At 63.7% G+C, this 26,574-nt stretch carries 27 protein-coding genes; 14 read left to right on the forward strand and 13 right to left on the reverse strand.

Going from position 1 to position 26,574, the window contains the following annotated elements; translation table 11 throughout:
* Positions 1-94 precede the first annotated feature (94 nt).
* The 4 genes from CFR76_RS05595 to rimI are packed head-to-tail and all read left to right on the forward strand — an operon-like array spanning position 95 to position 2,424.
* Complete coding sequence (locus tag CFR76_RS05595; protein ID WP_110556225.1) at positions 95-658, forward strand: NifU family protein; 564 nt, start codon at positions 95-97, stop codon at positions 656-658.
* Between the two features lie 33 nt (positions 659-691).
* Complete coding sequence (locus tag CFR76_RS05600; protein ID WP_110556226.1) at positions 692-1,276, forward strand: malonic semialdehyde reductase; 585 nt, start codon at positions 692-694, stop codon at positions 1,274-1,276.
* A 3-nt stretch (positions 1,277-1,279) separates the two neighbouring features.
* Positions 1,280-1,993, forward strand: coding sequence for a tRNA (adenosine(37)-N6)-threonylcarbamoyltransferase complex dimerization subunit type 1 TsaB (gene tsaB / locus CFR76_RS05605; RefSeq protein ID WP_110556227.1), 714 nt, complete (start codon positions 1,280-1,282; stop codon positions 1,991-1,993).
* Positions 1,990-2,424, forward strand: coding sequence for a ribosomal protein S18-alanine N-acetyltransferase (rimI, locus tag CFR76_RS05610; RefSeq protein WP_110556228.1), 435 nt, complete (start codon positions 1,990-1,992; stop codon positions 2,422-2,424). Before tsaB ends, rimI begins: the two co-directional genes overlap by 4 nt.
* Here the strand turns inward: rimI and CFR76_RS05615 are convergent.
* Entirely contained in the window at positions 2,405-2,653 is a 249-nt protein-coding gene (locus tag CFR76_RS05615) for a sulfurtransferase TusA family protein (protein ID WP_110556229.1), read from the reverse strand. The genes rimI and CFR76_RS05615 overlap by 20 nt on opposite strands.
* Before the next feature lie 93 nt (positions 2,654-2,746).
* Between CFR76_RS05615 and CFR76_RS05620 the strand changes: the two genes are divergently transcribed.
* From CFR76_RS05620 to CFR76_RS05640, 5 genes are all read left to right on the forward strand, one after another.
* The gene (locus CFR76_RS05620) at positions 2,747-3,151 is read left to right on the forward strand and encodes a MucR family transcriptional regulator (RefSeq protein WP_110556230.1); all 405 of its coding nucleotides are present in this window, start codon (positions 2,747-2,749) and stop codon (positions 3,149-3,151) included.
* 58 nt (positions 3,152-3,209) lie between these two features.
* On the forward strand, positions 3,210-3,701 hold the full coding sequence (locus CFR76_RS05625; protein WP_110556231.1) for a Fur family transcriptional regulator: 492 nt from the start codon (positions 3,210-3,212) through the stop codon (positions 3,699-3,701).
* A complete protein-coding gene (locus tag CFR76_RS05630) occupies positions 3,698-4,543 on the forward strand; it encodes a GNAT family N-acetyltransferase (protein WP_025439750.1) in 846 nt (281 codons plus the stop codon). The genes CFR76_RS05625 and CFR76_RS05630 overlap by 4 nt, the downstream gene beginning before the upstream one ends.
* A 36-nt stretch (positions 4,544-4,579) precedes the next feature.
* Complete coding sequence (gene lnt / locus CFR76_RS05635) at positions 4,580-6,124, forward strand: apolipoprotein N-acyltransferase (RefSeq protein WP_110556232.1); 1,545 nt, start codon at positions 4,580-4,582, stop codon at positions 6,122-6,124.
* 271 nt (positions 6,125-6,395) lie between these two features.
* Positions 6,396-6,845, forward strand: a complete 450-nt coding sequence (locus CFR76_RS05640) for a helix-turn-helix domain-containing protein (protein WP_110556233.1) — start codon at positions 6,396-6,398, stop codon at positions 6,843-6,845.
* Between the two features lie 9 nt (positions 6,846-6,854).
* Here CFR76_RS05640 and CFR76_RS05645 read toward each other — a convergent pair whose 3' ends face one another.
* The 6 genes from CFR76_RS05645 to CFR76_RS05670 all read right to left on the reverse strand — a co-directional run bounded on the left by CFR76_RS05645 (position 6,855) and on the right by CFR76_RS05670 (position 12,430).
* Positions 6,855-7,517, reverse strand: coding sequence for a tyrosine-protein phosphatase (locus CFR76_RS05645; protein ID WP_110556234.1), 663 nt, complete (start codon positions 7,515-7,517; stop codon positions 6,855-6,857).
* Between the two features lie 95 nt (positions 7,518-7,612).
* Positions 7,613-8,395, reverse strand: a complete 783-nt coding sequence (locus tag CFR76_RS05650) for a succinate dehydrogenase iron-sulfur subunit (RefSeq protein ID WP_110556235.1) — start codon at positions 8,393-8,395, stop codon at positions 7,613-7,615.
* A 26-nt stretch (positions 8,396-8,421) separates the two neighbouring features.
* Entirely contained in the window at positions 8,422-10,233 is a 1,812-nt protein-coding gene (gene sdhA / locus CFR76_RS05655) for a succinate dehydrogenase flavoprotein subunit (RefSeq protein ID WP_110556236.1), read from the reverse strand.
* 97 nt (positions 10,234-10,330) lie between these two features.
* The gene (gene sdhD, locus CFR76_RS05660) at positions 10,331-10,762 is read right to left on the reverse strand and encodes a succinate dehydrogenase, hydrophobic membrane anchor protein (protein ID WP_025439744.1); all 432 of its coding nucleotides are present in this window, start codon (positions 10,760-10,762) and stop codon (positions 10,331-10,333) included.
* A gap of 2 nt (positions 10,763-10,764) precedes the next feature.
* Positions 10,765-11,157, reverse strand: coding sequence for a succinate dehydrogenase, cytochrome b556 subunit (gene sdhC / locus CFR76_RS05665; protein ID WP_081749470.1), 393 nt, complete (start codon positions 11,155-11,157; stop codon positions 10,765-10,767).
* Positions 11,158-11,410: 253 nt separating this feature from the next.
* Positions 11,411-12,430: an aspartate-semialdehyde dehydrogenase gene (locus CFR76_RS05670; protein ID WP_010509201.1), complete on the reverse strand. Its 1,020-nt coding sequence runs from the start codon at positions 12,428-12,430 to the stop codon at positions 11,411-11,413.
* Between the two features lie 285 nt (positions 12,431-12,715).
* On the opposite strand from CFR76_RS05670, the gene zwf reads away from it, so the two are divergent.
* Complete coding sequence (gene zwf / locus CFR76_RS05675) at positions 12,716-14,239, forward strand: glucose-6-phosphate dehydrogenase (RefSeq protein ID WP_110556237.1); 1,524 nt, start codon at positions 12,716-12,718, stop codon at positions 14,237-14,239.
* A gap of 103 nt (positions 14,240-14,342) precedes the next feature.
* Here zwf and CFR76_RS05680 read toward each other — a convergent pair whose 3' ends face one another.
* The 4 genes from CFR76_RS05680 to CFR76_RS05695 form a co-directional block, all read right to left on the reverse strand.
* Entirely contained in the window at positions 14,343-14,885 is a 543-nt protein-coding gene (locus CFR76_RS05680) for a Spy/CpxP family protein refolding chaperone (protein ID WP_110556238.1), read from the reverse strand.
* 61 nt (positions 14,886-14,946) lie between these two features.
* Positions 14,947-15,279: a hypothetical protein gene (locus CFR76_RS05685; RefSeq protein ID WP_244191799.1), complete on the reverse strand. Its 333-nt coding sequence runs from the start codon at positions 15,277-15,279 to the stop codon at positions 14,947-14,949.
* A 102-nt stretch (positions 15,280-15,381) separates the two neighbouring features.
* Positions 15,382-16,026 (reverse strand): 2OG-Fe(II) oxygenase, encoded by a 645-nt coding sequence (locus CFR76_RS05690; protein WP_110556240.1) that lies wholly within the window; start codon positions 16,024-16,026, stop codon positions 15,382-15,384.
* An 80-nt stretch (positions 16,027-16,106) separates the two neighbouring features.
* Positions 16,107-16,445, reverse strand: coding sequence for a carboxymuconolactone decarboxylase family protein (locus CFR76_RS05695; RefSeq protein WP_010509207.1), 339 nt, complete (start codon positions 16,443-16,445; stop codon positions 16,107-16,109).
* Between the two features lie 120 nt (positions 16,446-16,565).
* On the opposite strand from CFR76_RS05695, the gene zapE reads away from it, so the two are divergent.
* From zapE to lpdA, 4 genes are all read left to right on the forward strand, one after another.
* Positions 16,566-17,768 carry a cell division protein ZapE gene (gene zapE, locus CFR76_RS05700; protein ID WP_110556241.1) on the forward strand — a complete coding sequence of 401 codons (1,203 nt, stop codon included), beginning with the start codon at positions 16,566-16,568 and terminating at the stop codon, positions 17,766-17,768.
* Positions 17,769-18,115: 347 nt separating this feature from the next.
* Entirely contained in the window at positions 18,116-20,992 is a 2,877-nt protein-coding gene (locus tag CFR76_RS05705) for a 2-oxoglutarate dehydrogenase E1 component (protein WP_110556242.1), read from the forward strand.
* A 124-nt stretch (positions 20,993-21,116) separates the two neighbouring features.
* A complete protein-coding gene (gene odhB, locus CFR76_RS05710; protein WP_110556243.1) occupies positions 21,117-22,373 on the forward strand; it encodes a 2-oxoglutarate dehydrogenase complex dihydrolipoyllysine-residue succinyltransferase in 1,257 nt (418 codons plus the stop codon).
* A 69-nt stretch (positions 22,374-22,442) separates the two neighbouring features.
* On the forward strand, positions 22,443-24,182 hold the full coding sequence (gene lpdA, locus CFR76_RS05715) for a dihydrolipoyl dehydrogenase (protein ID WP_110556244.1): 1,740 nt from the start codon (positions 22,443-22,445) through the stop codon (positions 24,180-24,182).
* A gap of 299 nt (positions 24,183-24,481) precedes the next feature.
* On the opposite strand, the gene CFR76_RS05720 is transcribed toward lpdA, so the two are convergent.
* Together CFR76_RS05720 and CFR76_RS05725 are read right to left on the reverse strand one after the other, a co-directional pair.
* Entirely contained in the window at positions 24,482-26,215 is a 1,734-nt protein-coding gene (locus CFR76_RS05720) for a putative bifunctional diguanylate cyclase/phosphodiesterase (RefSeq protein WP_110556245.1), read from the reverse strand.
* 56 nt (positions 26,216-26,271) lie between these two features.
* Positions 26,272-26,574: EAL domain-containing protein (locus CFR76_RS05725; protein ID WP_146222641.1), on the reverse strand; the 303-nt coding region annotated here is incomplete at its 5' end.

A 26,574-nucleotide genomic window follows, 5' to 3' on the forward strand; every position in this document is an offset into this window, starting at 1 on the left:
CGGGGTTGGATTTACGCGTGGGTCGATCATATAACAGGACTTGGGAAGTACGTTTGCATGTCCCGCTTTCCCGTCATGTCTGGAAGACCGAGCAATGTTCATCGAAACAGAAGATACCCCAAATCCCGCAACGCTGAAGTTCCTGCCGGGGCGCGAGATCATGGCCAACGGGGCCACGGCTGACTTCATCAGCCCCGATGCCGTGGCCGGCCGGTCGCGCCTTGCGGAGCTTCTGTTCGATCTGGACGGCGTGGCGCGCGTCTTTTTCGGCAATGACTTCGTGGCCGTGACCCGCGGCGACGCAACGCAGTGGGACGACCTGCGCCCGCAGGTGCTGGCCGTGCTGGCGGATTACCTGGCGACGGAGCAGCCCGTGGTGGAAAGCAACGCCCAGGTGGTCGAGGACCTGATTGCGCCGGGAGACGAGGAAATCGTGCAGCAGATCAAGGAACTGCTGGACACCCGCGTGCGCCCCGCCGTTGCGGGCGATGGGGGGGACATTGTATTCCGGGGCTATCGTGACGGGGTGGTGCGGCTGACCATGCAGGGGGCCTGTTCGGGCTGCCCGTCGTCGCGCGCGACGCTCAAGCACGGGGTGGAGAACATGCTGCGCCATTATGTGCCGGAAGTGGTATCGGTAGAGCAGGTAGAGGCCTGATCGGCAGGCCTGCGGGTAGTCTGGGAATGTTTCATGGCGCTTGATGACGCTGGGCTTGATCTTCTGTTTCGCAACGCACGCACGCCGGTGGCGTGGAATGACCGGCCCGTGGGGCAGGAGACGCTGCGGCAGTTATACGATCTGGTCCGCCTTGGCCCGACATCGGGTAACTGCTGCCCCGCGCGTTTCGTGTTCATCACTACCGAAAGCTGCCGTGAACGCCTGCGTCCCGCCCTTTCGGCGGGCAACGTGCAGCGCGTGATGACCGCCCCGGTCACCGTGATCGTGGCGCATGACCCGCTGTTCTTCGACCGGATGGATACACTCAATCCCGCGCCGGACGTGCGGCAGTGGTTCGCGGCCGATGTGGGGCTGGCGGAGGAGACGGCCTTTCGCAATGGCACGTTGCAGGGGGCTTACCTGATCATGGCCGCGCGTGCGCTGGGCCTGTCGGTGCTGCCGCTGTCGGGGTTTGATGGCGCGATGGTGGAGGACAGCTTCCTGGCGCAGAAGGGCTGGCAGGCCAATTTCCTTGTCTGCCTTGGCTATACGGACGGGCCGCCGCCCACCCCGCGCGCGCCGCGCCCCGATTTTGATGATGCCTGCGTGATTGTATAGGCCATGCGGATTCTGGTGATGGACGGCAGCGCCACCGGCACGCAGGCGCAGGCCGTGATTGCCTGCCTTGCGTCGGGCGATGACGGCGCATTGTCCGTTCTGGCAACCCGCACGGCCACGGGCCGGGGGGCAGCCGAGCAGTTTCCCCTGCTGGCGACCGAACTCTTTGCACAATGTGGCTGGACCCATGCCATGCCCGAACTGGTGGGCGTGGTCGTGGGGCCGGGATCGTTTACCGGATTGCGGGCCTCGCTGGCATTTGCCCATGGGCTTGGCGTGGGAAGTGGCTGCGCCGTGATGGGCATGACGGGGGGCGAAGCCATGGCCCGCGCCCTGCATGACGCCGCCCGGCCACTGGCGGCGCGGGCGTTGTGCTGCACCACCGCGCGGCGGGGGCGGGTATTCGTCGAAATGCTGGCGGATGGGACGGATGCGGGCAACGTGTCCGCCCATATGCTTGAGACACTTGAACTGCCACCCGGCCCCCTGCTGCTGGCTGGTAATGCGGCCCAGGACGTGGCGCTGGCCATGCCGGGGCGTAAAGACGTGCGGATATCCGCATTGGCGCAGCCTGACCCCGTGGACATCGCCACGGTGGCCCTGCGTCGTTTCCATGGTGATCTGCCGCCCCGCGCGGCCCAGCCACTCTATGTCGATGCGCCGGAGGCAAGGCTGCCCGCGGCTGGCCTGCGACCCGCCCCCATCGATACGCCATGACCATGCCCCCCCGGCCTGCCGGTGCGCGGGCCACGCTGCTGGCCCATATCCATGCACGGGCGTTTCCCCCTGCCCACAGGTGGAATGCGCAGGCCATGCAGGCGCTGCTGGACATGCCCGGTGTATCCGTTGTGATGGCGACCGGGGACGTGCCCGGCTTCATCATGGTCCGCACCCTGCCTGACGAAGCCGAGATCCTGACCTTTGCCGTGGACCCGGCATGGCGGCGGCGCGGCATCGGGCGTGGCCTGCTGGCGTGCTGCATGCGCCAGGCCGGCGCGGCCGGCGCGCGGACCCTGTTTTTGGAAGTGGCGATGGATAACGCCCCCGCCATGGCGCTGTACCGGGCAAGTGGATTCGTGCAGGTGGGCGTGCGGCGTCACTATTACCCCGATGGAATGGATGCCTGTGTCATGCGGCGGGACATTTGAGCACGGTCAGCCGATGTGTCATGCCGTCTGTTTCTGTCTGTATTTCTTCTACAACATGACCAAGTAGCTCCAGACTGCGTGAAACGTTGTCCAGTGGTGTTGCGCCACGCAGGCGGACAAGCAGTTTTTCCCCGGCGGGCAGTCTGTCAAGTGCCAACCGCGTGCGCACGAAAGTCATGGGGCATACTTCATGGGTGATATCTATTTCTGCCATACCAATATCAGACATATTACCATGGAACCTTTGTTGTTACCTGTTGCGGTCCGTCGAGAATTATTTATATAGGATACATCATTATTCCAGAGTGACAGGATCAGATTGATGGCTGATGCAGCGGCAGAAGTTGAAGCACGGGAACTGGCTGCCGAAATCGTTTCGGCGTACGTGTCCCGTAATGAGCTGGATGCGGATACCCTTCCCGATCTGATTCACCGGGTTTACGAAGCCGTGGCCTCGCTTGGCCGCACGGAACCCGTGCCGGAGAAGCCGGTGCCGGCCGTGCCCCTCAAGAAATCGGTTTTCCCCGATTATATCGTCTGCCTTGAGGATGGGAAGAAGCTCAAGATGCTCAAGCGCCACCTCAAGACCGCCTATAACATGACGCCCGATGAATACCGGGAACGCTGGGGCCTGCCCCACGATTATCCCATGGTGGCCCCCAACTATGCCAGCCACCGTTCGTCGCTTGCGCGCAAGATCGGGCTTGGCACCAAACGTGAGGACTGAACCACACGAAGTGTGGTAATGTGGACAGGTCTCTGCATGATCGGCTACGCCCGTAAACATGGCACCAGATAGTAACGGACTTCAGACCCGTATCGAACGCATGTGCACCGAACGCGGCCTGAAAATGACAGGCCAGCGACGGGTGATCGCGCGCGTCCTGTCTGAAGCCCATGACCACCCGGATGTGGAGGAACTGTACCGCCGCGCATCCCGGCTGGACAGTCGTATTTCGGTTGCCACGGTGTACCGCACCGTGCGCCTGCTGGAAGAAAACGGCATTCTGGAACGGCGGGATTTCGGCGGTGGCCGTGCCCGGTACGAAGCGACGGAAGAAGGCGACCATTACCACCTGATCGATGTGGAAAGCGGCCAGGTGGTGGAATTCACCCATGCCGACCATGCCGAACTGCTGCGCAGGATCACGGCCGAACTCGGGTTCGAGCTGGTATCACATCGGCTGGAACTGTTTGCACGCAGGCTGCCCGACGTGCCAGAAGAACAGACGGGCCAGACGGCGCAAACGCAGCAGAAAGGCAGGTCACGGCCTTGAGTATCGAGAAAACCATACAGTCCCTTTCTACTCTGGACCTTGAACGCAACGGTTTTCCTGAATTGCGTGGGGGCAACCTTGGTGTCCGGATCGCCACGACGGATGAGGAACGCGACGCCGCCCAGGCACTGCGCTATCGTGTCTTCTATGAGGAAATGGGGGCAAAACCCGATTCCCGTACCGCGCGCCTGAAGCGCGACATTGATGAATTCGATGAATATGCCGATCACCTTCTGGTGATCGACCATGCCATTTCATCTGGCGCCAAGGGTGTGGTCGGCACCTACCGGCTGATGCAGGGGGATGCGGCCAGGCGGCTGGGCAAATTCTATACGTCCAGCGAATATGACATCTCTCCCCTGACCGAATTCCCCGGCCGGCTGCTGGAAGTCGGGCGGTCATGCGTGGACCTGAACTATCGCGGGCGCGCGGCCATGCAACTGTTGTGGCGTGGCATTGCGTCCTACATCTTCCTGCACCGCATCGATGTCCTGTTTGGCTGCGCCAGCCTGCCGGGCACCAATCCCGATGCGCTGTCGGATGAACTGACCTACCTGTACCACAATCACCTTGCCCCGCCCGCGCTGCGCGTGCGCGCCCTGCCGGAACGGCGGGTGGAAATGTTGCGTGCGGACCCGCAGGTGCTGGACCACCGGCGTTCGCTGGCCCGCCTGCCGCCGTTGATAAAGGGCTACCTGCGGCTGGGTGGCTATGTGGGTGATGGCGCCGTGATCGATGAACAGTTCAACACCACCGATGTCGCGGTACTGGTCAAGAGCGAACTGCTGGCAGACAAGTATTACCGCCACTACGAACGGCGCCTGCGTGACGCGCTGGACTAGCCCCGCTGCACCCGGGGAGGCGGGTCGCGGCGCTCCATGATGTCCCTGTATGATCTGTATATGAAGCTTGCGCGCCTGCACGGGTGGCGGGCGGATCTGGCCATGCTGCTGGCGGGCGGGGTGTACGCCCTTGCGTTTCCGCCGCTGCATGCGGTTGTCGTGCTGCCGGTCGCCTTCTGCCTGCTGGCGCTGGCGATTGACAATGCGGCCGGCTGGCGTGGGGCCGCGCGGCGTGGCTTCATGTTCGCGATGGGGCTTTATACCGTGGGCCTGTACTGGCTCATGTACGCCATCTTGCTGCGCGCGGATGATTTCTGGTGGCTGGTGCCGCTGGCGTCACCGGGCTGTGCGCTGATCCTGGCCCCGTTAAGCGCCCTGTCCGCCGGGCTGAGCCGGCTGGTGCCACGGGGCACCGGGCGGCTTATGGTCCTGTCCGCGCTATGGACGCTGACGGACATGGCGCGGGTTTATGTATTCAGCGGCTTTCCATGGAACCCGCCGGGCAGTGTCTGGGAATTTCCCGGCCTGGCAGGGGATATCATGATCCAGCCAGCCGCATGGATCGGTGTGGATGGCCTGACGCTGCTGACCTGTATCGTGGCGCTGGTCCCGCTATATGGTCGCGTGGGACGGTGGGCGTGCCTTGCGCTTATGGTGGTCTGGGCCGGTTGTGGCGCGGCACGCTTCGGCAGCATACATGACACCTATCTGCATAACCCCGAAGTTGTGCTGGTGCAGGGCAATGTGCCCGAGAGTGACAAGATCGCAGGCAATTCGGACGTGGCGATCTTTCGCCGTTACCTCGCCCTGACCCATCAGGGGGTGGAACAGGGCCTGCGGCAGGCTGGCGACAGGCGGCCCGTTGTGTTCGCATGGCCGGAATCGGCGTTTCCGGGGCTGCTGCTGGAAGATGACATCGCGCGCCCCATGATCATGCGGGCGGGGCAGGGGGCGGCGGCGGGCATTATCGGCACCGTGCGCTGGCTGGAGGACGAACATCACTGGCGCAACAGCATGGTCGCCCTGATGCCGCCTGATGCAGCGGGCAGCATGGTGTATGACAAGGCGCATCTGGTGCCCTTTGGCGAATACCAGCCCGCCTTCCTGCCTTTCCATGTCGTGCCGGGCGAAGGGATGACCCCCGGCCCCGGCGTGCGGACATGGCACCTGCCCGGGGTTGCCCCTGTTGGTCCGCTGATCTGTTACGAAGTGATTTTTTCAGGACAGGTCGTTGATCCCCACGACCGGCCCGACTGGCTTATGAACAGCACCAATGATGCCTGGTACGGTAACAGCGCCGGCCCCCGGCAACATCTCGCCGCCGTGCGCCTGCGCGCGGTGGAAGAAGGACTGCCCGTTGCCCGTGCCGCCAATACCGGCATTTCGGCCGTGTTCGATGGACGGGGTCATGAACTGGCACGGCTGGGCTGGGACAGGCAGGGCGTGCTGGTCCATGCAGTCCCCGATGCCCTGCCATGCACGGTCTTTGGGCATTATGGGCGTCTTGTCCCGTTGCTGCTGGCGGCCATGCTGGGGCTGTGCGGCCTGTGGCGCGGGGTTGCGCGGGACAGGACCGCCTAGAAAAAGCAGGCCTGCCTATCTGGCGATCTTAATTGATGCATTTAAGGTGCATGAATATTTTCCTAAATCCTCGTCCGGTGCATGACAAAGGGTATTTTATGTAATGCCTGCCCGTCATCCTCTGGAAATTCATATAAATAGCGGATTTATTATAGCCATTCTTGATTTAAAAATCCTTAACGTTCACACGTGTCTGGTTAAGGTATCTTAATTTCCAGTCGGTCTGGGAATAGCAGGCAGGGAAGGTAAGACCATTATTGTGACCGGGAAAATGTCCGCTACCTCCAATCCTGTAGATGTGCATGTCGGCAACCGTATCCGCCTGCGTCGTACATTGCTGGGAATGTCACAGGAACGATTGGGTAATGCCCTGGGGCTGACATTCCAGCAGGTGCAGAAGTATGAACGCGGGCGCAATCGCGTAGGGGCGTCGCGCCTGTATGACCTGGCATGCGTCCTGGATGTCCCGGTAGGATTTTTTTTCGCGGACCTGCCCGCGCAGGCCGGTAATGCGAACCAGCCCGATACAGGCAATGCGCCGGGCATGGGCGAACCCGCCGCCGCCCTGCTGTCGCCCGCGTTGCCCACGGTGGCGCAGGATGACCTGGCCCTGCTTTCACAGCGCGAGACCATTGAACTGGTGCGGGCCTATTACGGGATCGAGGATAGCGGCACGCGCCGCCGCGTCCTTGACCTTGTGCGGTCCATGGGCGCGTCCTGAACGGCGGGGTCATTCCCGCCTGAGCACCTGATCGGTCATGAAGGACGCGATTTTCCCGGCACGGAAATCCGCGCGCAGGCGGTCTTCATCATATTCCGTGCGGACCCAGTCCATGAACGGCAGCCGCCCTTCCGCCTCGGCTGCGTAACGCAGGAAGAAGGCGTCCAGCACCCCCGTGCGGGAACTGTTGAAATGGCCGTTCTTCCATGAAAGCTGGCGCAGCGCCTGTTGCGCCGTCCCGCCTTCGAACAGGATGACAAGCCCCGCCGCCAGTCCCGTGCGGTCGGCGCCCGACTTGCAGTGCATGAGCATGGGGAAGCGGATGTCGCGGTAAATCCGTTCAAACCGCTCTATGCGGTCGCGATGGGGGGCGTTGCGGCTTTCGAACGCCATGTCGATATGGGCCAGGCCGATCTGGTGGGCGGCTTCGCGCGACAGGGCGTCCGACCCGCACTGGCGGTGCCCGCGCAGGTTGACCAGTGTTTTCAGCCCGTAGCGACGGGTGGCCAGCCGCAGCCGCCATGGCGTGGGGTGGTTGCAGCGATAGACACGGCCGGGAATGACCACGCGGAAATTGGTCCATGTCTGCCGCAGGATCGCATGGTCAACGAACAGGCTGTCGATCCACGCACGGCTTCGGCCGGCGGGGGTGGACAGGTTTCCCTCAAACACCAGCCATGTCCTTTCAAACGGATGGATACGAAAAAGGCGCTGGATTTTTCACATCCAGCGCCTTCCGCGTCAATCACGAATGAAGTGACTGCCGGTTACGCCTTGCGTTCCAGCTGCAGTTCCTTGATCCGGCCAATCGCCTTGGCGGGGTTCAGGCCCTTGGGGCAGGTCTGGGTGCAGTTCATGATCGTGCGGCAGGCATACAGCTTGAGCGGATCTTCCAGCGCGTCCAGACGGTCGCCCGCATGTTCGTCACGGCTGTCGGCAATCCAGCGATAGGCCGCCAGCAGCGTTGCCGGGCCAAGGTAGCGGTCGCCATTCCACCAGTAGGACGGGCACGAGGTGGAGCAGCAGAAGCACAGGATGCACTCCCACATGCCATCCAGCTGGGCGCGTTCCTCGATGCTCTGCCGGCGTTCGGAATCCGGCGGGGGCAGCGTGTCGGATTTCAGCCACGGATCGATCGAGCGCAACTGCGCGTACGCACCATCCAGGTCGGGCACCAGATCCTTGATGATCGGCATGTGCGGCAGTGGGTAGATCGCGATGTCGCCCTCGATGTCCCGGATGGGCTTGAGGCACGCCAGCGTGTTTTCGCCCGCGATGTTCATCGCGCACGACCCGCAGATCCCTTCACGGCATGAACGCCGGAAGGTCAGGGTTGAGTCGACATCGTTCTTGATATGGATCAGCGCGTCGAGCACCATCGGCCCGATCTTGTCCAGATCAATCTCGTAGGTATCGACCACGGGGTTCTTGTCGTCATCCGGACTCCAGCGATAGATCCGGAAGTTCTTGACATTGGTGGCGCCGGGGGCGGCGGTGAAGATGCGGCCCTTGCCCACCGTGCTGTTCTTTGGCAGCCTGAATTCGACCATCGTCTCGTTCCTTTTCCGCCGTTACGTCAGTAGACGCGCTTCTTGGGGGGGAAGACCTGCACATCGTTTGTCAGCGTTTTCATGTGCACGGGGCGGTAGCTTAGCGTGACATCGCCCTTGTCGGTCATGTGGGCGACGGTGTGCTTCATCCAGTTCTTGTCGTCACGGTTGGGATAGTCGTCATGCGCCTGCGCGCCGCGGCTTTCGTGACGGGCGTCGGCGCCTGCCATGGTAACGGTGGCGTTGGCCAGCAGGTTCTCGAATTCCAGCGCTTCCATAAGGTCGCTGTTCCAGATCAGCGAACGGTCGTTGATCGAGATATCGGGAATTTCCGACCAGATTTCCTTGATCTTCTCCACACCCTGCGCAAGGCTTTCGGTGTTGCGGAACACGGCGGCGTGCTTTTGCATGGTACGCTGCAGCTTGCTGCGCATGTCGGCCACATGGGTCTTGCCCTTGGCGTAGCGCAGGCGGTCGAAGCGCGCGATCGCGGCGTCGCCAGCCCCTGCGGGCAGCGGCGGGATCACTTCCTCGCTCTTGATGGTGGCGGCGGCGCGCTGGGCGGCGGCGCGGCCGAACACGACAAGGTCAAGCAGCGAGTTGGTGCCAAGGCGGTTCGCGCCGTGCACGGACACGCAGGCCGCTTCACCCACCGCCATAAGGCCGGGCACCACCGCATCGACATCATCGGCCGTGGGGCGGATGACCTCGCCATGGTAGTTGGTGGGAATGCCGCCCATGTTGTAATGCACCGTCGGCAGCACCGGCACCGGCTCCTTGGTCACGTCGATGCCTGCAAAGATGCGCGCCGTCTCGGAAATGCCGGGCAGGCGTTCATGCAGGATCTCGGGGCCAAGATGCTCGAGGTGGAGCATGATGTAGTTCTTTTCCGGGCCACAGCCGCGACCTTCGTTGATCTCGATGGTCATGGCGCGCGAGACGACGTCACGCGATGCCAGGTCCTTGGCCGTTGGGGCGTAGCGTTCCATGAAGCGCTCGCCTTCGGAATTGGTCAGGTAGCCGCCTTCGCCACGACAGCCTTCCGTCAGCAGGCAGCCTGCGGGGAAGATGCCGGTGGGGTGGAATTGCACGAATTCCATGTCCTGCATCGGGATGCCCGCGCGGATCGCCATGCCACCACCATCGCCCGTGCAGGTATGCGCCGAGGTGCACGAGTGGTAGGCGCGGCCATAACCGCCGGTCGCCAGCACGACCTTCTGCGCGCGGAAACGGTGCAGCGTGCCGTCTTCCAGGCACCATGCCATGACGCCACGGCACGCGCCGTCGTCATCCATGATCAGGTCGATGGCGAAGTATTCGACAAAGAATTCGACGTTATGCTTCAGGCACTGCTGGTACAGCGTGTGCAGGATGGCATGGCCCGTGCGGTCGGCGGCGGCGCAGGCGCGGGGCACCGGGGCCTCGCCATAGTTGCGCATGTGGCCACCGAAGGGGCGCTGGTAGATCTTGCCGTCTTCCGTGCGGGAGAACGGCACGCCCATGTGCTCGAGTTCCTGCACGGCGGGCACGGCTTCGCGGCACATGTATTCGATGGCGTCCTGATCGCCCAGCCAGTCCGATCCCTTGACGGTATCGTACATGTGCCAGCGCCAGTTATCCTCGGCCATGTTGCCAAGCGATGCGCCAATGCCGCCCTGGGCTGCGACGGTATGGCTGCGTGTGGGGAAAACCTTGGTCACGCAGGCGGTCTTGAGGCCGGCGGCCCCCATGCCCAGCGTGGCCCGGAGGCCGGAGCCACCAGCGCCTACGACAACCACGTCATATGCGTGGTCAACGATCCTGTAGGAGCCGGTGAGTGGTGAAGTGGTCGCGTTCATTTCTTGGACGTGTCCCGATGCTCGTTCGGACGGCCGGCCGGTATTGCGGCCCGCCGGTCCGCGAATGTCATGTTCTGCTCAGGCGATTGCGTGGGCTTCAGCCCGCGGCAACCTTGCCCCGGCTGCTGCCGGCCAGCGCCAGCTTCAGTACGGAAACCGTGCCGAACAGACCCAGAAGGAAGACGATCCCCTTCATCAGCAGCCCTGCCGGCAGGTGCGCCTTGCCGTGCACGTAGTCATCAATGATGACCTGCAGCCCGAGCTGGGTGTGATAGAAGGTCAGGATCACCAGCGACAGCATCATGGTGGTGTTGAAGGGGCGCGCGCCCCACTTCGCCACTTCCGGCTGCGATGCGCCCGCCAGGCGGAACACCTGGATCACGAACCAGCCCGACAGCGGCACCAGGGCCACAGCCGATGCGCGTTCCGCCCACCAGTGGCCGACGCCGGCCTGGCCGGACCCCAGGCCGCGCGCGCGCGAAAGCTGCGAGCGCATGACCGTGATATGCGGCTTCTTTGGATTGCTCATGGTCAGGACGCCTTCTTGCGGGAACGACAGATCGCGACACCAAGGATGCTGGCCACCAGCACCAGCGTGGTGCCTACGGTCACGCCCACGGCCACGGGGCCATCCTCGTTGATTTCCTTCTTGGAGAAGCGGTGGCCGCTATCCCACACCAGGTGGCGAATCCCCGCCACGAAGTGATAGACCAGCGCCAGTGCCCACCCCGCGAGCAGCATCTGCCCCAGCGGGTTGCCGGTCACCTTCTGGACCTTGCTGAAAGATTTGGGTCCCTTTGCCGCCGCGCTGATCCAGCACAGGCCAAGTGCCGAACCGCCCGCGGCGGCGACACCGGCGGCGCGGTTCGCGATTGAAAGGAACATGGAAAGACGGAAGCGGTAGACCTGGAGGTGTGGGGACATAGGCCGCCTGGTCAGAGTTCCGTCGCTTCGCTGCCCTACATAGAGCGCATCACGGACATCCTGCATGGTCGTCTCGTCAATTTCCCTGTTATGGCTTCGGTTTGTTCCGTCGCCTTGTCTGAATTCGGTCCTACGCCGCACGGAAGGCGGGGTCAACGCACGCCCGGAACACGAGGTTGAGAGACGCCCGCCCGCCGCAAGGGCGGTACAGCCCCGCCAGACCGCCGTTCAGGGCTGTCTGGCGGGGCGCGTTTCAGTGCCCGAGCAGGTCGAGGGCGACCATCGTTTCCGCGATCTGGACCGCGTTCAGCGCGGCCCCCTTGCGCAGGTTGTCGGCAACGCACCAGAAGCCGAGTCCATTGGGCACGGTCGGGTCGATGCGCAGGCGCGAGACGTAGGTTGCGTCCTCGCCCACGACCTCAAGCGGGGTGGCGTAGCCGCCATCCTCGCGCTTGTCATGCAGCACCACGCCCGGCGCTTCGCGCAGGGCCTCGCGCGCGCGTTTGATATCAACGGGTTCCTCGAACTCCACGCTGATGGCCTCGGCATGGCCGATGAACACGGGAACCCGCACGCAGGTGGCGAAGACCGCGATGTCGGGGTCGAGGATCTTGCGGGTCTCGACCGTCATCTTCCACTCTTCCTTGGTCGCGCCGTCATCCATGAAACGGTCGATGTGGGGAATGCAGTTGAATGCGATCTGCTTGGTGAACTGCTCGGCCTTCAGCGGGTCGCCCACCAGGCTGCCGCGCGACTGGTTGAACAGCTCGTCCATGCCGCTCTTGCCCGCGCCGGCCACGGCCTGGTAGGTGGCGACGACAACGCGCTTGATTGTGAACAGGTCATGCAGCGGCTTCAGCGCCACCACCATCTGGATGGTGGAGCAGTTGGGATTGGCGATGATGCCGCGCTTCGCCTTCTTCACATCGTTGGGATTGACCTCGGGCACCACCAGCGGCACGTCCGGCTCCATGCGGAAGTGGGAGGTGTTGTCGATCACGATGCAGCCCGCCTTCGCGGCCCGCGGCGCATGTACGGCCGAAACCGCCCCGCCGGGGGAGAAAAGGGCGACATCCCAGCCGGTGAAGTCGAAGGTTTCCAGGTTCTGGACCTTCAGTACCTTTTTGTCGCCAAAGGAGACTTCCTTGCCCGCCGAACGGGCGGACGCAAGGGCCACGATCTCATCCACAGGGAACTGGCGCTCGGCCAGAGTCTTGAGGATCTCGCGCCCCACAGCGCCGGTGGCGCCCACCACCGCAACGCGGTAACCCATAATCTTCTTTCCTGTCCTGTCATGCCGGTCCATCCGGGCGGACGGACCGTTAGCCGTCACTGCAACGACACGTAGAGCCTGTCCGCCAAAGGCGCAAGCAGCACGGACCGCCCCGGGAGAGGGAATCGAATCGGGGGTAAGGTCAAGGTGGCACGTCCCATGCGGTGATAGGCCTTGTCCGTTTCCGCGTGCCGGGTGCACGCTCGGTCCATCGCGCCATGCCGGGCTGGCCCCGGCGGTCACCCGTCCCGGTACAGGGCGCAGGCAAGAACGGTTAGAGAGATCATGGCCCTATCATCCGATACTTCCAAAACCATGCCCCCCGGCGCGCGCAGGGCGCCGCCATGCACCCTGGTCATCTTCGGGGCGCATGGGGACCTGACCAAGCGGCTGCTCGTGCCCGCGCTGTACAACCTGGTGGGCAACGGGCTGCTGGATGACGGCTTCCGCATCATCGGCGTGGACCGCGTGGACAGCACGACCGCGCAGTGGCGCGACGGGCTGGCCGACATGATGCAGTCCTTCACCCGCGACCCCAACGCCGAATTCCATCCCGCCAGCATCAATGCAGGGCAATGGGACTGGCTGGCGCAGCGCCTGGAATACGTGCAGGCCGATTTCAGTGATGTGGACGCCCTGCGCCGGCTGGGCACAAAGCTGCCGGGCAACGCCATCTTCTACCTTGCCATCCCGTCACGGTTTTTCGCCACGGTGGTGGAAACGCTGGGCAAGGCCGGGGTGGTGGCGCAGAAGGACGGCGCCTTCCGCCGCGTGGTGATTGAAAAGCCCTTTGGCTCCGACCTGGCTTCCGCGCAGGAACTCAACCGCCGGGTGCTGTCGGTGCTGGAGGAGTCGCAGGTCTTCCGCATCGACCACTTCCTGGGCAAGGAGACGGTGCAGAACATCCTCGCCATGCGATTCGGCAACCTGATATTCGAACCGCTGTGGCGTAACGAATATGTCGATCATGTCGAGATCACCGCCGCCGAGACCATTGGCGTGGAACAGCGCGGCGCGTTTTACGAACCCACCGGCGCGTTGCGCGACATGGTGCCCAACCACCTGTTCCAGCTTTTCGCCATGGTGGCGATGGAACCGCCCAATACCTTCGATGCCGAGAGCGTGCGCAACGCCAAGGAGCAGCTGTTCGAGGCCGTGACCCCGATCGACCCGAAAGACGCCGTGCGCGGGCAGTACGCGGCCGGCACGGTGGAAGGCAAACCCATGGTCGGCTACCGCGAAAGCCCCGGCGTTTCCCCGCGCAGCAACACCGAAACCTATGTGGCGCTGAAGCTGCACGTGGATAACTGGCGCTGGGCCGGGGTGCCGTTCTACCTGCGTACCGGCAAGGGGCTGGGGGGACGGCGGACCGAGATCGTGGTGCAGTTCCGCAAGCCGCCGATGCTCATGTTCCGTGAAACCGAAACGGAGGTACTGCCTCCCAATCGCATCATCCTCAACATCCAGCCAGCCCAGGGGCTGACGGTGGAACTGGGGGCGAAAAAGCCAGGGCCGGAAATGGACCTGACCGAAGTGCAGGCCCGCTTCCGTTATGAGGACGTGTTCGCCCGCTCCCCCAATGTCGGGTACGAAACCCTGCTGTATGACTGCCTGATGGGGGATGAAACCCTGTTCCAGCGCGCCGATAATATCGAGGCGGCATGGAAGGCCGTCGATCCCGTGCTGCAGGCATGGGCGAAGGATGCGGCGGGGCCGGAGCTGTACGAGGCGGGCACGACAGGCCCGCGCGGGGCCGATGCACTGCTGCACCGTGACGGGCGGGCCTGGTACCCGCTCGACCGCGCCTGACGGGTGCAGGCGTGCCGGATACGGGCCTGTCGTGACCGTATCCGGACCGCGCCCGCGAAAGTCACGGGCGGGGCAGGAAACCAGCCCCTAACCAAGATGCGCGTTACTGTGCGGGCGTGGCTGCGGGTGCGGTCGCGCCCTGCGATTCAGCACCCTTGGCCTGCTGTGCGGCGGCGTGTTCGCTGTCGCCCTCGCGGAACAGGGTATCGGCGTGCTTGCGCTGCTTCTTGGAGAAGCTTTCGTACAGCGACGCGAATGCGGTGTTCAGCGTCTGCATGTCATGCGCGCGCTCGACCACCAGCTCGGCATAGGACTGCATGTTTTCCACGGCGTTCAGCGTCGGCAGCTTGCTGCGGCGGTCCTCGATCGCGTCATGCAGGCGCTGCCCGTTGTCGCGCATGTCCTGTGCAAAGGGCGCCCACAGGGCTTCCTGCTTCTTGGTGATGCCCAGTTCGTCGTGCAGCGCCTTGATGTGTGCTTCCACCTGTTCCGGCGCGGGGTCGCGCGGGGTGTGGGCCAGCTGGGCGGTCGGGCTGGGCTTGCCTGCCCCTGCCTGGGCGGGGGCCGCAGGCTGCTGGTCGGCGGCCATGGCCATGGCGGGCAGCATCAGGAGGGCGACAGCGGGTAGGAACCGGCGGAACATCATGTTGTGTGTTTTCCTTCGCAGGGTGTGTCGATATGCGTGGGATGTGTCGGGGCTGCGGTTATCAGTAACCGCCGCCATACGGGTAATAGGCTGGCGGCGGGGGGGCCGGTGCGGGCGTGGGATAATAGGCTGGCGGCGGGGCCGCGGCGCCACGTTCGGCCAGCGTGCTGCCCAGCATGGCGCCAATCGCAAGGCCGGCCAGCCCGCTGCCGACCGCCAGACCCGCGCCACCGTCTCCACGGGGGCCGCCATGCCAGTCACGCGGTGGGCCGCCATGCCAGCCACGCGGCGGCGGCCCGCCACGGCCGCCATGCCATGGCTGGGCCTGCGCGGCGGGTACGGCTGTCGCCAGCATGCCCAGCGCAAGGCTGGCTGACAGGAGGGAAGCGGTCAATTTGCGCAGATGCATGGACTTTGGAAACCTCGACATGTCGTGAAGGCGGATAACAGGACAATCATGGCCGATGTCCGTGTCGAAACGATGGCCGGGCATGGGTCAGGCGACCCATGGCAGGCGTTTTGTCAGGGCGGATAACCGGTGACGGCGCAGTTCGTTGCGGGCGCGGGCGTCATTGGTCATGTAATTCAGCTGGATGGTATGGCGCGGGCCGACATATTGCCGGTGCCCGTGCCATGTGTCCGGCCCGTTGGGAAAGACCAGCAGCGTGCCGTTGACGGGCGGGATCTCGGCGGCGAAATCCTCAAGGTCATGCGCGTTGCGCAGCAGCCGCAGGCAGCCTTCATGGCGTGCCCATGCCGCGTCACCGGCGGCGTTCAGGTACAGCAGGACGGTCACGCGCTTGCTGTCGGAATCGCGGTGGATGCGCCCGTCCTTCGCCCGCGTGCGCCCGCGCAGCGTCAGCATGGTTGGCGCGGTTTCCAGGTCCAGCGCGAATTTGCGTGCGATCAGTTCCCGCAGGCGCGGTCCCTCCAGCTCCCGCACCAGTTGCGCCATGAGCGGCGACAGCGTCAGGGCCGCGGGTGGGAAGGACCCGCCGGAGCGGATATCGGGCAGGCTGGCCGCCAGCGCATGCAGGTCATCCGGCCCGATGAAATGCGGCACCACCACATGGGCGAATGGCGCGGTGGATACCACGGCCGCTTCCAGCGCCGCATAGTCGGGGGTGACGGGTCGGATCATGCCATCTCTGCAAGCGGGTCAGTGAATGACCCGCAGATTAGGCCCGGACACGCCCCCCTGCAAGACAATGCGTGCGGGTGTCAGCCGGTGACCGTGTCCACCGCATCCAGCACCCGGCTGGAATAGACCGTGGCGGCCCCCGCGTTCAGGGCCACGGCCACGCCCAGCGCCTCGGCGATTTCCGCTTTCGTGGCCCCCGCCTTCACCGCCGCGGTGGAATGGACGGATATGCAGCCGTCGCACCGCGTGGTCACGGCCACGGCCAGCGCGATCAGCTCGCGTGTCTTGGCGTCCAGGTGGCCGGTGCGCGCGGCGGCCCCGTCCAGCGTCTGGAGTCCCTTGATCGTGTCGGGCGACAGCGCGGCAAAGGCCTTGATAGAGTCGCCCAGATGGGCGCGGTAGGCGTTCCAGTCAGTCATCACAAACTCTCCATTTTGGATGGTTTCAGTTCACCAGATGGAGAGAACCCCTGTCATGACACAGTTTGGAGAGTTTCCGGCCTTGATGGGGGATTTGTTACGGACTATCGCCGAAATATCATGGATACAGATATCGCCCCCGCCCGCCCGTCCGCTGCGGCGCTGCCCGCAGGTACCGGCCCCCTCGCCGCCTATGAGGCCCGTGTGGCCTCCGGCCGTCTTGATCGTGACCCGGAACAGGAAAAGGCAGCCCGCAGGCTCGACCGCCTGTGGCGGGAACTGCGCGACTACCATCCGGTGGTCCAGCAGCACGCGCCACCGGCCTCGGGCTGGCTGGGCGGGCTGAAGGCGCGGCTGGGCCTGTCGGGGCATGCCCCCGCCGAAAGCCCGCGTCCGCGCGGCGTCTACATGGTGGGGCAGGTGGGGCGTGGCAAGACCATGCTCATGGACCTGTTCTTCAGCCTTGCACCCGTGGAACACAAGCGCCGGGTCCATTTCCACCGCTTCATGCAGGACGTGCACCAGCGCCTGCATGACATGAAGGTGGCCGACCCGGACCTGGCCGATCCCATCCCGCCACTGGCGCGCCAGATCGCGCAGGAGGCGTGGCTGCTGTGCTTTGACGAATTCCAGGTCAACGACATCGCCGACGCCATGATCCTCGGCCGCCTGTTCGACTACCTGTTCGCCGATGGCGTGGTGGTGGTGGCGACATCCAACACGAAGCCCGAGGACCTGTTCCAGGACCGTCCCGGCGCCGATGCCTTCAAGCCGTTCATCGCCACGATGCTCAAGGAAGTGGATACCGTCGTCCTCGATTCCCCGCGTGATTACCGCCGGGGCAACGCGCATGGCATGCAGACATGGATCATCCCCGTCGATGACGCGGCGCGGCGTGAACTCGACTCGATCTTCACCCGGCTGGCCGATGGCGCGCCGGTCGTGCCGGTCACGCTGGACATCATGGGCCGCAGCCTGAAGGTGGAACAGGCGGCTGGTCCCGTCGCGCGCTTCAGCTTTGCCGACCTGTGCGGCAGGCCGCTTGGCGCGGGCGACTACCTGGCGCTGGCCACGCGGTTCCCCAACCTTGTCCTTGACGGCGTCCCGCGCATGGGACCGGACAATTTTGACGAGGCCCGGCGCTTCATCGTCCTGATCGACACGCTGTACGAACAGAACGTCAAGCTGTTCGCCTCGGCCGAGGACAGGCCCGACGCCATCTATGCCAAAGGGCAGGGCGCGACCGCCTTCGAACGCACGGCGTCGCGGCTGGAGGAAATGCAGAGTGCCGCCTACATGCAACTGCCGCACCTGAACGCATAAGGGGGGCAATCGGCGAAAGGGTCACGCCATCGTGACGGTTATGGCGGTGGTGTGACTGGTCAGGCGGTAGGCAAGCCGGACTGTCTTTGCTTGGGTATGGGCAAGTTCGCATCAGCCGGGACGAACGCCACGGATGGGGATGTTTGGCAGGCCGGTTCCCCCGCATCGGGGGACAGGCACGAAAATGTCAGTATGCGCGGCAAGCAGACCTGATCCTGATGAAAGATGGCGGCATCCCGGCAAGGGTGCGGCTAGGGTAGCGATACAAATCGGGCCGGTGAACATTGCATGCCGGACCCGACAATAGCGCGGCCAAAAAAGGCCGCCAGCGAGGAGATGTCTTCAATATGGCGGGCGTAGATATTCTTTCGACCGCATTCAGCGGCGCCAATACGGCCTACCTGGCTGAATTGTATGCGCGCTGGGTGGCCGATCCCAACAGCGTCGATCCTTCCTTTGCCTCCCTGTTCCAGGAACTGCATGAGGACGGGCCGGAAATCGTTCATGATGCGGAAGGGGCGTCGTGGGCGCCCCGGCCGCACATCATCACCGGCGACGAACCCGAACCCCTGCCGGGCGGCCAGAAGCCGGCGGGCGTGACAGCCGAAGGGCTGCGGGCGGCCGCGGATGACAGCCTGCGGGCAACCCAGTTGATCCGTGCGTTCCGTGTGCGTGGCCATCTCGAGGCCCGCCTGGACCCGCTGGGCCTGCAGGTGCCCCAGCCCCATGCCGACCTTGACCCGGCAACCTATGGCTTCGGCCCCAAGGACCTTGATCGCCCGATCTACCTTGGCCACACCGTCGCCAGCCTGATCGGGACCGACACCGCGACCATCAACCAGGTACTCGATGCCCTGCGTTCGGTCTATTGCGGGCCGATCGGGGCCGAGTTCATGCACATTCAGGACCCCGAGCAGCGCATGTGGGTGCAGGCGCGGCTGGAAGGTGACAACTGGCGCAAGGGCGCAAGCCCCGAGCAGAAGAAGGTCATCCTGCAGCAACTGACCGAAGCCGAGGGGTTCGAATCCTTCTGCCAGAAGCGTTACGTCGGCACCAAGCGCTTCGGCCTAGAGGGCGAGGACGTGACCATCCCCGCGCTGCACGCGATCATTGACCAGGCGGCCGCCGGCGGCGTGCGCTCGGTGGCCATCGGCATGCCGCACCGTGGGCGCCTGAATACGCTGGTCAACATCGTGCGCAAGCCCTACACCGCCATTTTCAGCGAATTCGCCGGTGCGTCCTTCAAGCCTGACGACGTGCAGGGGTCGGGCGATGTGAAATACCATCTCGGCACCTCCACCGATGTCGAGATCGGGGGCACCCCGGTCCATATCTCGCTCCAGCCCAACCCCTCGCACCTTGAGGCGGTGGACCCGGTCGTGATCGGCAAGGTCCGCGCGACGCAGGATGATGACGACCCCCACCAGCGCGGCCGCCACATGGGCCTGCTGCTGCATGGTGACGCGGCGTTCGCCGGGCAGGGCATCGTGTATGAAACGCTGGCCATGTCGCAGCTGATCGGCTACCGCACCGGCGGCACGATCCACGTCGTGGTCAACAACCAGATCGGCTTCACCACCGTATCGGTCCACTCCTTCTCCGGCCTTTACTGCACGGACGTGGCCAAGGCGGTGCAGGCCCCGATCCTGCATGTAAACGGCGACGAGCCGGAAGCGGTGATCTACTGTTCGCGCCTTGCGGCCGAGTTCCGCCAGAAATTCGCATCCGACGTGGTGCTGGACATCGTGGGCTATCGCCGTCACGGCCATAACGAGTCCGATGAGCCGTCGTTTACCCAGCCCATCATGTACAAGGCCATTGCCGCGCGCCCGACCATCCGCACGCTGTATTCCGACCGCCTGGTGCGCGAGGGCGTCGTGACCGAGGCGGAGGTCACGGCCGAGTGGGATGGCTTCCATAACAAGCTGGAAGAAGCCTACCAGGCGGCCCAGGGCTACAAGCCCAACAAGGCTGACTGGCTGGAAGGCGCGTGGAAGGGCCTCAAGCCCCCGCCGGTGGATACCACCCTTCCCGCACCGGAAACCGGCGTCGCCATTGACCGGTTGAAGGAAGTGGGGGCGGCGCTGGCCCATGTGCCCGATGATTTCAACGCCAACCCCAAGATCGTCCGCCAGCTCAAGGCCAAGGCCAAGATGTTCGAGACGGGCGAGGGCATCGACTGGGCCACGGGTGAGGCGCTGGGCTTCGGCACGCTGCTGCTGGACAGGCACCATGTCCGCCTGTCGGGCGAGGACTGCCAGCGCGGCACCTTCAGCCAGCGCCATGCGGTGCTGATCGACCAGATCAACCAGAACACCTATGTGCCGCTGAACAACATCGCCAAGGACCAGGCCGCGATCGAGATCTATAACTCGCTGCTGTCCGAATTCGGCGTGCTCGGCTTCGAATATGGCTACTCGCTGGCCGACCCGAACGCGCTGGTGCTGTGGGAGGCGCAGTTCGGTGACTTCGCCAACGGCGCGCAGGTCATCATCGACCAGTTCATCGCATCGGGCGAGACCAAGTGGCTGCGCATGTCCGGCCTGGTCATGCTGCTGCCGCACGGGTACGAAGGGCAGGGGCCGGAACATTCCTCCGCCCGTCTGGAGCGTTACCTCCAGCTCTGCGCGGAAAACAACATGCGCGTGTGCAACCTGACCACGCCGGCCAACTACTACCATGCCCTGCGTCGCCAGCTGTTCCTGGATTACCGCAAGCCGCTGATCATCATGACGCCGAAATCCCTGCTGCGTAACAAGCTGGCGGTGTCGGAACTGAAGGATTTCGGTCCGGGCACGCGCTTCCTGCCGGTGATCGGTGAAATCGACCAGATCGCCGCCCCCGCCAAGGTGGACCGCGTGGTGATCTGTTCGGGCAAGGTCTATTACGACCTGCTGACCGAGCGCCGTGAGCGCAAGCTGGACAACGTCGCCATCATCCGGCTGGAACAGTTCTATCCCTTCCCCGAAAAGCTGCTGGCGGAAGAACTGGCCCGCTACCCGCAGGCCAAGGTGATCTGGTGCCAGGAAGAGCCGGAAAACATGGGTGGATGGAACTTTGTCGATCGCCTGATCGAAGGCGTGCTGACATCCGTGGGCCACAAGAGCACACGGCCGACCTATGTCGGGCGCGTGGCGGCGGCCAGCCCCGCCACGGGCCTTGCGAAGGTTCATGTCGCCGAGCAGACGGCGCTGGTGAACAAGGCGCTGGGCGTCAGCGCCTGAGGGCAACGGGCCTTGCGCATAAAGGATACGGGCGCGGCGTTCCGGCCGCGCCCCTGAATAACGATAAGGCCGCCCGGGCGCGCGATTGGGGCGCCAGGGTGGCCAAGGGATTGGGAATCAAAAGATGTCTGCCGAGATCAAGGTACCGACACTGGGCGAAAGTGTTACCACTGCAACCGTTGCCAAATGGCTGAAGCATCCGGGCGATGCCGTGAACGAAGATGATCCGTTGGTGGAACTGGAAACCGACAAGGTCAGCGTGGAAGTTCCCGCCCCGCAGGCCGGCGTGCTTGGCCCGCTGCTGGTTCCCGAGGGCGCGGAAGTCGAGGTCGGCACCGTGCTGTCCACCATCGAGGTCGGAAACGGCGCGGCCCCCAAGGCCGCCGCGGCACCCGCGCCGAAAAAGGAAGCCGCCCCCGCGGGCGTGCAGGCCCAGCCTGCGACCCCGGGACCCGTCGCCCGCCCGGCAACGCCGCCGTCCGATGTCGCGGCCCAGGGGGCTGCCGTGGCCTTCCCGAGCGCGCGCAAGATGATGGCCGAGCAGGGCGTGTCCGCAGCTCAGGTCGGCACCGGCACCGGCAAGGATGGCCGCATTACCAAGGGGGATGTGCAGTCGTTCCTGTCGCAGCCGCGCGTGGCCCAGCCTGCCGCCGCCGCCCGCCCGCCGCGTCAGGATGACCCGCGTGAGGAACGCGTGAAGATGACGCGCCTGCGCCGCACCATCGCGCGTCGCCTGAAGGATGCGCAGAACACCGCCGCCCTGCTGACTACCTTCAACGAGGTGGACATGTCGGCGGTGATGCAGATGCGCGCCGAATACAAGGACCTGTTCATCAAGAAGCATAACGGCGTGAAGCTGGGCTTCATGTCCATCTTCAGCCGCGCGGTGATCGCGGCATTGCAGGAATTCCCCGCCATCAACGCCGAAATCGACGGCGATGACGTGATCTACCGTGAATTCGTGAACCTTGGCATTGCCGTGGGCGGCCCCAACGGGCTGGTCGTGCCCGTGATCCGCGATGCGGACAAGATGGGCTTCGCCCAGATCGAGGCCGCCATCGCAGGCTTTGGCAAGAAGGCGCGCGAAGGCACGCTGAAGATTGACGAACTGTCGGGTGGCACGTTCTCGATCACCAATGGCGGCATCTATGGCTCGCTCATGTCCACGCCCATCATCAACGCGCCGCAGTCGGCCATCCTTGGCATGCACGCCATCCAGGACCGCCCGGTGGCCGTGAACGGGCAGGTGGTGATCCGTCCGATGATGTATATCGCGCTGACCTACGATCACCGGATCGTGGATGGCAAGGAAGCGGTCAGCTTCCTTGTGCGGGTCAAGCAGAACGTGGAAGACCCGCGCCGTCTGCTGCTGCAGGTCTGATGCCTGCCGGGGCCGCGTCCACTGCGCGGCCCCTACGCGCAACCGCATAGCAAGCAGGACTGAATAGACATGACAATCGACATCAAGGTGCCCACGCTGGGCGAAAGTGTGACCACGGCTACGGTCAGCAAATGGCTGAAACAGCCCGGTGACGCCGTGAATGCGGATGAACCGATCGCCGAGCTGGAAACCGACAAGGTCAGCGTGGAAGTCCCGGCCCCGCAGGCTGGCGTGCTGGGCGCGCATGCCGTCAAGGAAGGTGACGAGGTCGAGGTCGGCACCGTGCTGACCACGCTTACGCCCGGTGCCGGCGGCAAGTCCGCCACGGCTCCCGCTGCCGCTGCCGTCAAACCGGCCCAGCCCGCACCGGTCGCAGCAGCCCCCGCTGCCGCACCCGCGCCCAAGGCCAGCGCCCCGGCCGAGACGGATTACGATGTGATCGTGATCGGCGCCGGTCCCGGTGGTTATGTGTGCGCCATCCGCGCAGCCCAGCTTGGTTTCAAGGTGGCCTGCGTGGAAAAGCGCGCGACGCTGGGGGGCACCTGCCTCAATGTTGGCTGTATCCCGTCCAAGGCGCTGCTGCAGCAGTCCGAGAATTTCCACGCCGCCAAGGATGAATATGCCGATATGGGCATCATCATCGACAGCGTGAAGCTGGATCTGGCGAAGATGATGGCGCGCAAGCAGTCCGTGGTCGAAGCCAACGTCAAGGGCGTGGAGTTCCTGTTCAAGAAGAACAAGATCACCTGGCTCAAGGGCACCGGCAAGGTTGAGGGCACGGGCCGCATCACGGTCGATGGCAAGCCGGTCACGGCCAAGCATATCGTCATCGCCAGCGGCAGCGACAGCGCGGGTCTGCCCGGCGTGGATGTTGATGAAAAGCAGATCGTCACCTCCACCGGCGCGCTTGAACTCTCCGCCGTTCCCAAGAAGATGGTGGTGATCGGCGGCGGCGTGATCGGGCTTGAGCTGGGCAGCGTATGGCACCGGCTTGGCGCGGACGTGACGGTCATCGAATACCTCGACCGCCTGGTGCCGGGTACCGATAACGAAGTGGCCAAGGCATTCCAGCGCATCCTGACCAAGCAGGGCCTGAAGATGAAGCTGGGCCACAAGGTGACCAGGGCGGAAAAATCCGCCAAGGGCGTGACCCTGACCGTGGAACCCGCGCAGGGCGGGACGGCGGAAACGCTGGAAGCCGACGTGGTGCTGCTGGCCATTGGCCGCACGGCGGCCAGCAAGGGGTTCGGGCTTGAGGAAGCGGGCATCGAACTGGACAAGCGCGGCCGGATCGTGACCAACGCGCATTACGCCACCAGCGTGCCGGGCATCTATGCCATTGGCGACGTGATCGCAGGCCCGATGCTGGCGCACAAGGCCGAGGAAGAAGGCGTTGCCGTGGCCGAACTGCTGGCCGGTCAGGCAGGGCATGTCAATTACGGCGCCATCCCCGCCGTGGTCTACACCTGGCCGGAGGTCGCGACCGTTGGCAAGACGGAAGAAAACCTGAAGGAAGAAGGTGTTTCCTACAAGGTTGGCAAATTCCCCTTCACCGCCAATGGCCGTGCGCGGGCCATCGGCATGACGGACGGGTTTGTGAAGGTACTGGCCGATTCCACCACCGATCAGGTGCTGGGCGTGCATATCATCGGCCCGATGGCGGGCGAACTGATTGCCGAATGCACCATGGCGATTGAGTTCGGCGCATCGTCGGAAGATATCGCGCGCACCTGCCACGCCCATCCCACGCTGAGCGAGGCGGTCAAGGAAGCGGCGCTGGATGTGGACAAGCGCGCCATCCATATCTGAACGGGCACGCCAGAAATAAAACCCACCCGGCAGGTCCGCTGCTGGGTGGGTTTTTATTTATAAAAAATCATTCTATTTGAATTTATTTTAAATAATAATGGATATATAATCCATAATATGAAAACTTATTCAGTTAACTATTTAATATAAGTGATTTTAATAGTTTAATCCACGCCAAATTATTGTTCATGATAAAAATAAAAGTTTTTGGGTGCCGCCTTTTTCCAAAAAGGCGGCGTTCTTTAAAGCTTTTTGAAAAAAGCTTCACCAAAAACTTCTTTATGGCCTAACGCGCGGGTTTACGCGGTCGTGGGGGCGGGGTTCCACGCATCCTCACGCGTGATGCGGATCAGTTCCGTGGCGGAAACCGCACGCGAGATGAAGAAGCCCTGCACATAGTCCACACCCAGCGCGCGCACGGTGTCGAACTCTTCCAGTGTTTCCACGCCCTCCACCGTTACGGCCAGGTTGTAGCCATGGCCCAGTTTGATGAGGGAGGCCAGCAGGCTGCGTGCCTTGGCATCGGTCGCAATGTCACGCACAAGGCAGCGGTCCAGCTTCAGTGATTGCAGCGGCAGTTCCCGCAGCGTGGACAGGCGCACCGTGCCATACCCGAAATTGTCCATGGCCAGCCCGAACCCGTCTTCCGCCAGCCCGCGCAGGCGCAGGCGGCTTTTTTCCGCCCGCCGTCCCTGCAGCATCTGTTCGGTGACTTCCAGCATGAAGGTGCTGGGGTCAAGGTTGAGTTGCCGGATCTCGCTGAACAGGTCGATCTGCTGTTCCAGGTTCAGCAGGTCCAGATGCGACAGGTTGACCGCCAGCCGCAGGCTGGGCAGCCCTGCTTCCTTCCATTTCTGGATGTCGTCATGGAAGGACTGCACCAGGTGCGTTTCCATGATCTGGGCCAGCGCCGAATCCGCGAATACATCGGTGAACGCACCGGCGGACAGCAGCCCGCGTTCGGGATGGTGCCAGCGCATCAGGGCTTCCGCCTGTTCGATCCGGCCGGTACGGGCGTTCAGTATGGGCTGGTAGTAAACCTCGAACTGCTTTTGCGCGACACCCTGCCGGGCCTCGGACAGGATCTTGGCGCGTTCCATCGTGGTCCTGTGCAGGCTGGGCGTGAACATGCGCGCCTGCTTGCCGCCCGCCTGCTTGGCGGCATAGACCGCGACATCGGCGTTCTTCTGCAGGGCCTCCAGCGATTCCTCGCCGGTGATGGGGGTGGCCCCGATACTGCCGGAAATGCGCACGGTGGCGCTGTCCAGCATGATCGGTTCTTCCAGCAGGTTCTGGATCCTGTTCAGGATGGTCTGCAACGGCATGAGCTTCAGGCTGTGATGCAGGATCACCGCGAATTCATCCCCGCCCAGACGGCTGATGGCATCCTGCGACCCGATCAGTTCGATCAGGCGCGTCGCAATGGTCTTGAGCACCTCGTCACCCGCATGGTGGCCGTGGATGTCATTGACGGGCTTGAACCCGTCAAGGTCGAACATCACCAGCACCTGCGGGTCGGCATTGCGGCGTTTGCTCGCTTCCACGGCGGTGACAAGGCTGGCATTGAACCCGCCACGGTTCAGCAGCCCGGTCATCACATCGGTCGCGGCCTGCTTTTTCAGCCGCACCTTGGTGTTCATAAGCTCGGTAATCTCGAAACGGGTCGCGACAAACCCGCTTATTTCCCCGTTTGCGTTCTTGTGGGGGATGATGGTGGTCGCCACCCAGTAATGGCTGCCATCCTTGGCACGGTTGCACAGGTTGCCATGCCACGTCTGCCCCGAATACAGGGTCCGGTACATGTCCCGGAAAAAAGTCTTGTTATGCTCGCCCGAATTCAGGATGCGATGGGTATGGCCCAGCAGTTCTTCACGCGAGTACTGGCTGATCTGGCAGAATTTGTCGTTGACATAGGTAATGATCCCCTTGCGGTCGGTCACGGCGACAATAAGGACGTTATCGACCACGTCCGCCCAGAAATCGGCATCTTCATGGGTTAGGGCACGAAGCCTGTTATCATGGGGTGCGGACATTCTGGTACCTCGGATACGGAGCAGGAAACGGGTAATTACCTGTAGGCAGTCTAGTGTTATTTCTTTTTGTCGGAAACATTTTTGGCCGCAGGCGCCACCGGCATGATTTCACGGATGGTCTTGTGCTGCCTGACCCATTTTTCCAGGTCATCGGGGGATAGCGGCTTGGCGAACAGGTAGCCCTGCATCACGTCGCAGTTCAGTTCTTCCAGCAGGTGCCACTGCTGCTCGGTCTCGACCCCCTCGGTCACGACGGTCACGCCCAGGCGCGACCCGATGCTGATCACGGCCATGGTCACCGCCTGCGCGTTGGTGTCGTATTCAAAGTCGTTGATGAAGCTGCGGTCGATCTTGATTTC

Source organism: Komagataeibacter swingsii, from assembly GCF_003207895.1.
GTDB lineage: Bacteria > Pseudomonadota > Alphaproteobacteria > Acetobacterales > Acetobacteraceae > Komagataeibacter > Komagataeibacter swingsii.

Bases quoted from the DNA above. Each gene is read 5' to 3' on its own strand.
- CFR76_RS05595 (WP_110556225.1), top strand. From the start codon at position 95: ATGTTCATCGAAACAGAAGATACCCCAAATCCCGCAACGCTGAAGTTC.
- CFR76_RS05600 (WP_110556226.1), top strand. From the start codon at position 692: ATGGCGCTTGATGACGCTGGGCTTGATCTTCTGTTTCGCAACGCACGC.
- tsaB (WP_110556227.1), top strand. From the start codon at position 1,280: ATGCGGATTCTGGTGATGGACGGCAGCGCCACCGGCACGCAGGCGCAG.
- rimI (WP_110556228.1), top strand. From the start codon at position 1,990: ATGACCATGCCCCCCCGGCCTGCCGGTGCGCGGGCCACGCTGCTGGCC.
- CFR76_RS05615 (WP_110556229.1), bottom strand. From the start codon at position 2,653: ATGTCTGATATTGGTATGGCAGAAATAGATATCACCCATGAAGTATGC.
- CFR76_RS05620 (WP_110556230.1), top strand. From the start codon at position 2,747: ATGGCTGATGCAGCGGCAGAAGTTGAAGCACGGGAACTGGCTGCCGAA.
- CFR76_RS05625 (WP_110556231.1), top strand. From the start codon at position 3,210: ATGGCACCAGATAGTAACGGACTTCAGACCCGTATCGAACGCATGTGC.
- lnt (WP_110556232.1), top strand. From the start codon at position 4,580: ATGATGTCCCTGTATGATCTGTATATGAAGCTTGCGCGCCTGCACGGG.
- CFR76_RS05640 (WP_110556233.1), top strand. From the start codon at position 6,396: ATGTCCGCTACCTCCAATCCTGTAGATGTGCATGTCGGCAACCGTATC.
- CFR76_RS05650 (WP_110556235.1), bottom strand. From the start codon at position 8,395: ATGGTCGAATTCAGGCTGCCAAAGAACAGCACGGTGGGCAAGGGCCGC.
- sdhA (WP_110556236.1), bottom strand. From the start codon at position 10,233: ATGAACGCGACCACTTCACCACTCACCGGCTCCTACAGGATCGTTGAC.
- sdhD (WP_025439744.1), bottom strand. From the start codon at position 10,762: ATGAGCAATCCAAAGAAGCCGCATATCACGGTCATGCGCTCGCAGCTT.
- sdhC (WP_081749470.1), bottom strand. From the start codon at position 11,157: ATGTCCCCACACCTCCAGGTCTACCGCTTCCGTCTTTCCATGTTCCTT.
- CFR76_RS05670 (WP_010509201.1), bottom strand. From the start codon at position 12,430: ATGGGTTACCGCGTTGCGGTGGTGGGCGCCACCGGCGCTGTGGGGCGC.
- zwf (WP_110556237.1), top strand. From the start codon at position 12,716: ATGGCCCTATCATCCGATACTTCCAAAACCATGCCCCCCGGCGCGCGC.
- CFR76_RS05680 (WP_110556238.1), bottom strand. From the start codon at position 14,885: ATGATGTTCCGCCGGTTCCTACCCGCTGTCGCCCTCCTGATGCTGCCC.
- CFR76_RS05690 (WP_110556240.1), bottom strand. From the start codon at position 16,026: ATGATCCGACCCGTCACCCCCGACTATGCGGCGCTGGAAGCGGCCGTG.
- CFR76_RS05695 (WP_010509207.1), bottom strand. From the start codon at position 16,445: ATGACTGACTGGAACGCCTACCGCGCCCATCTGGGCGACTCTATCAAG.
- zapE (WP_110556241.1), top strand. From the start codon at position 16,566: ATGGATACAGATATCGCCCCCGCCCGCCCGTCCGCTGCGGCGCTGCCC.
- CFR76_RS05705 (WP_110556242.1), top strand. From the start codon at position 18,116: ATGGCGGGCGTAGATATTCTTTCGACCGCATTCAGCGGCGCCAATACG.
- odhB (WP_110556243.1), top strand. From the start codon at position 21,117: ATGTCTGCCGAGATCAAGGTACCGACACTGGGCGAAAGTGTTACCACT.
- lpdA (WP_110556244.1), top strand. From the start codon at position 22,443: ATGACAATCGACATCAAGGTGCCCACGCTGGGCGAAAGTGTGACCACG.
- CFR76_RS05720 (WP_110556245.1), bottom strand. From the start codon at position 26,215: ATGTCCGCACCCCATGATAACAGGCTTCGTGCCCTAACCCATGAAGAT.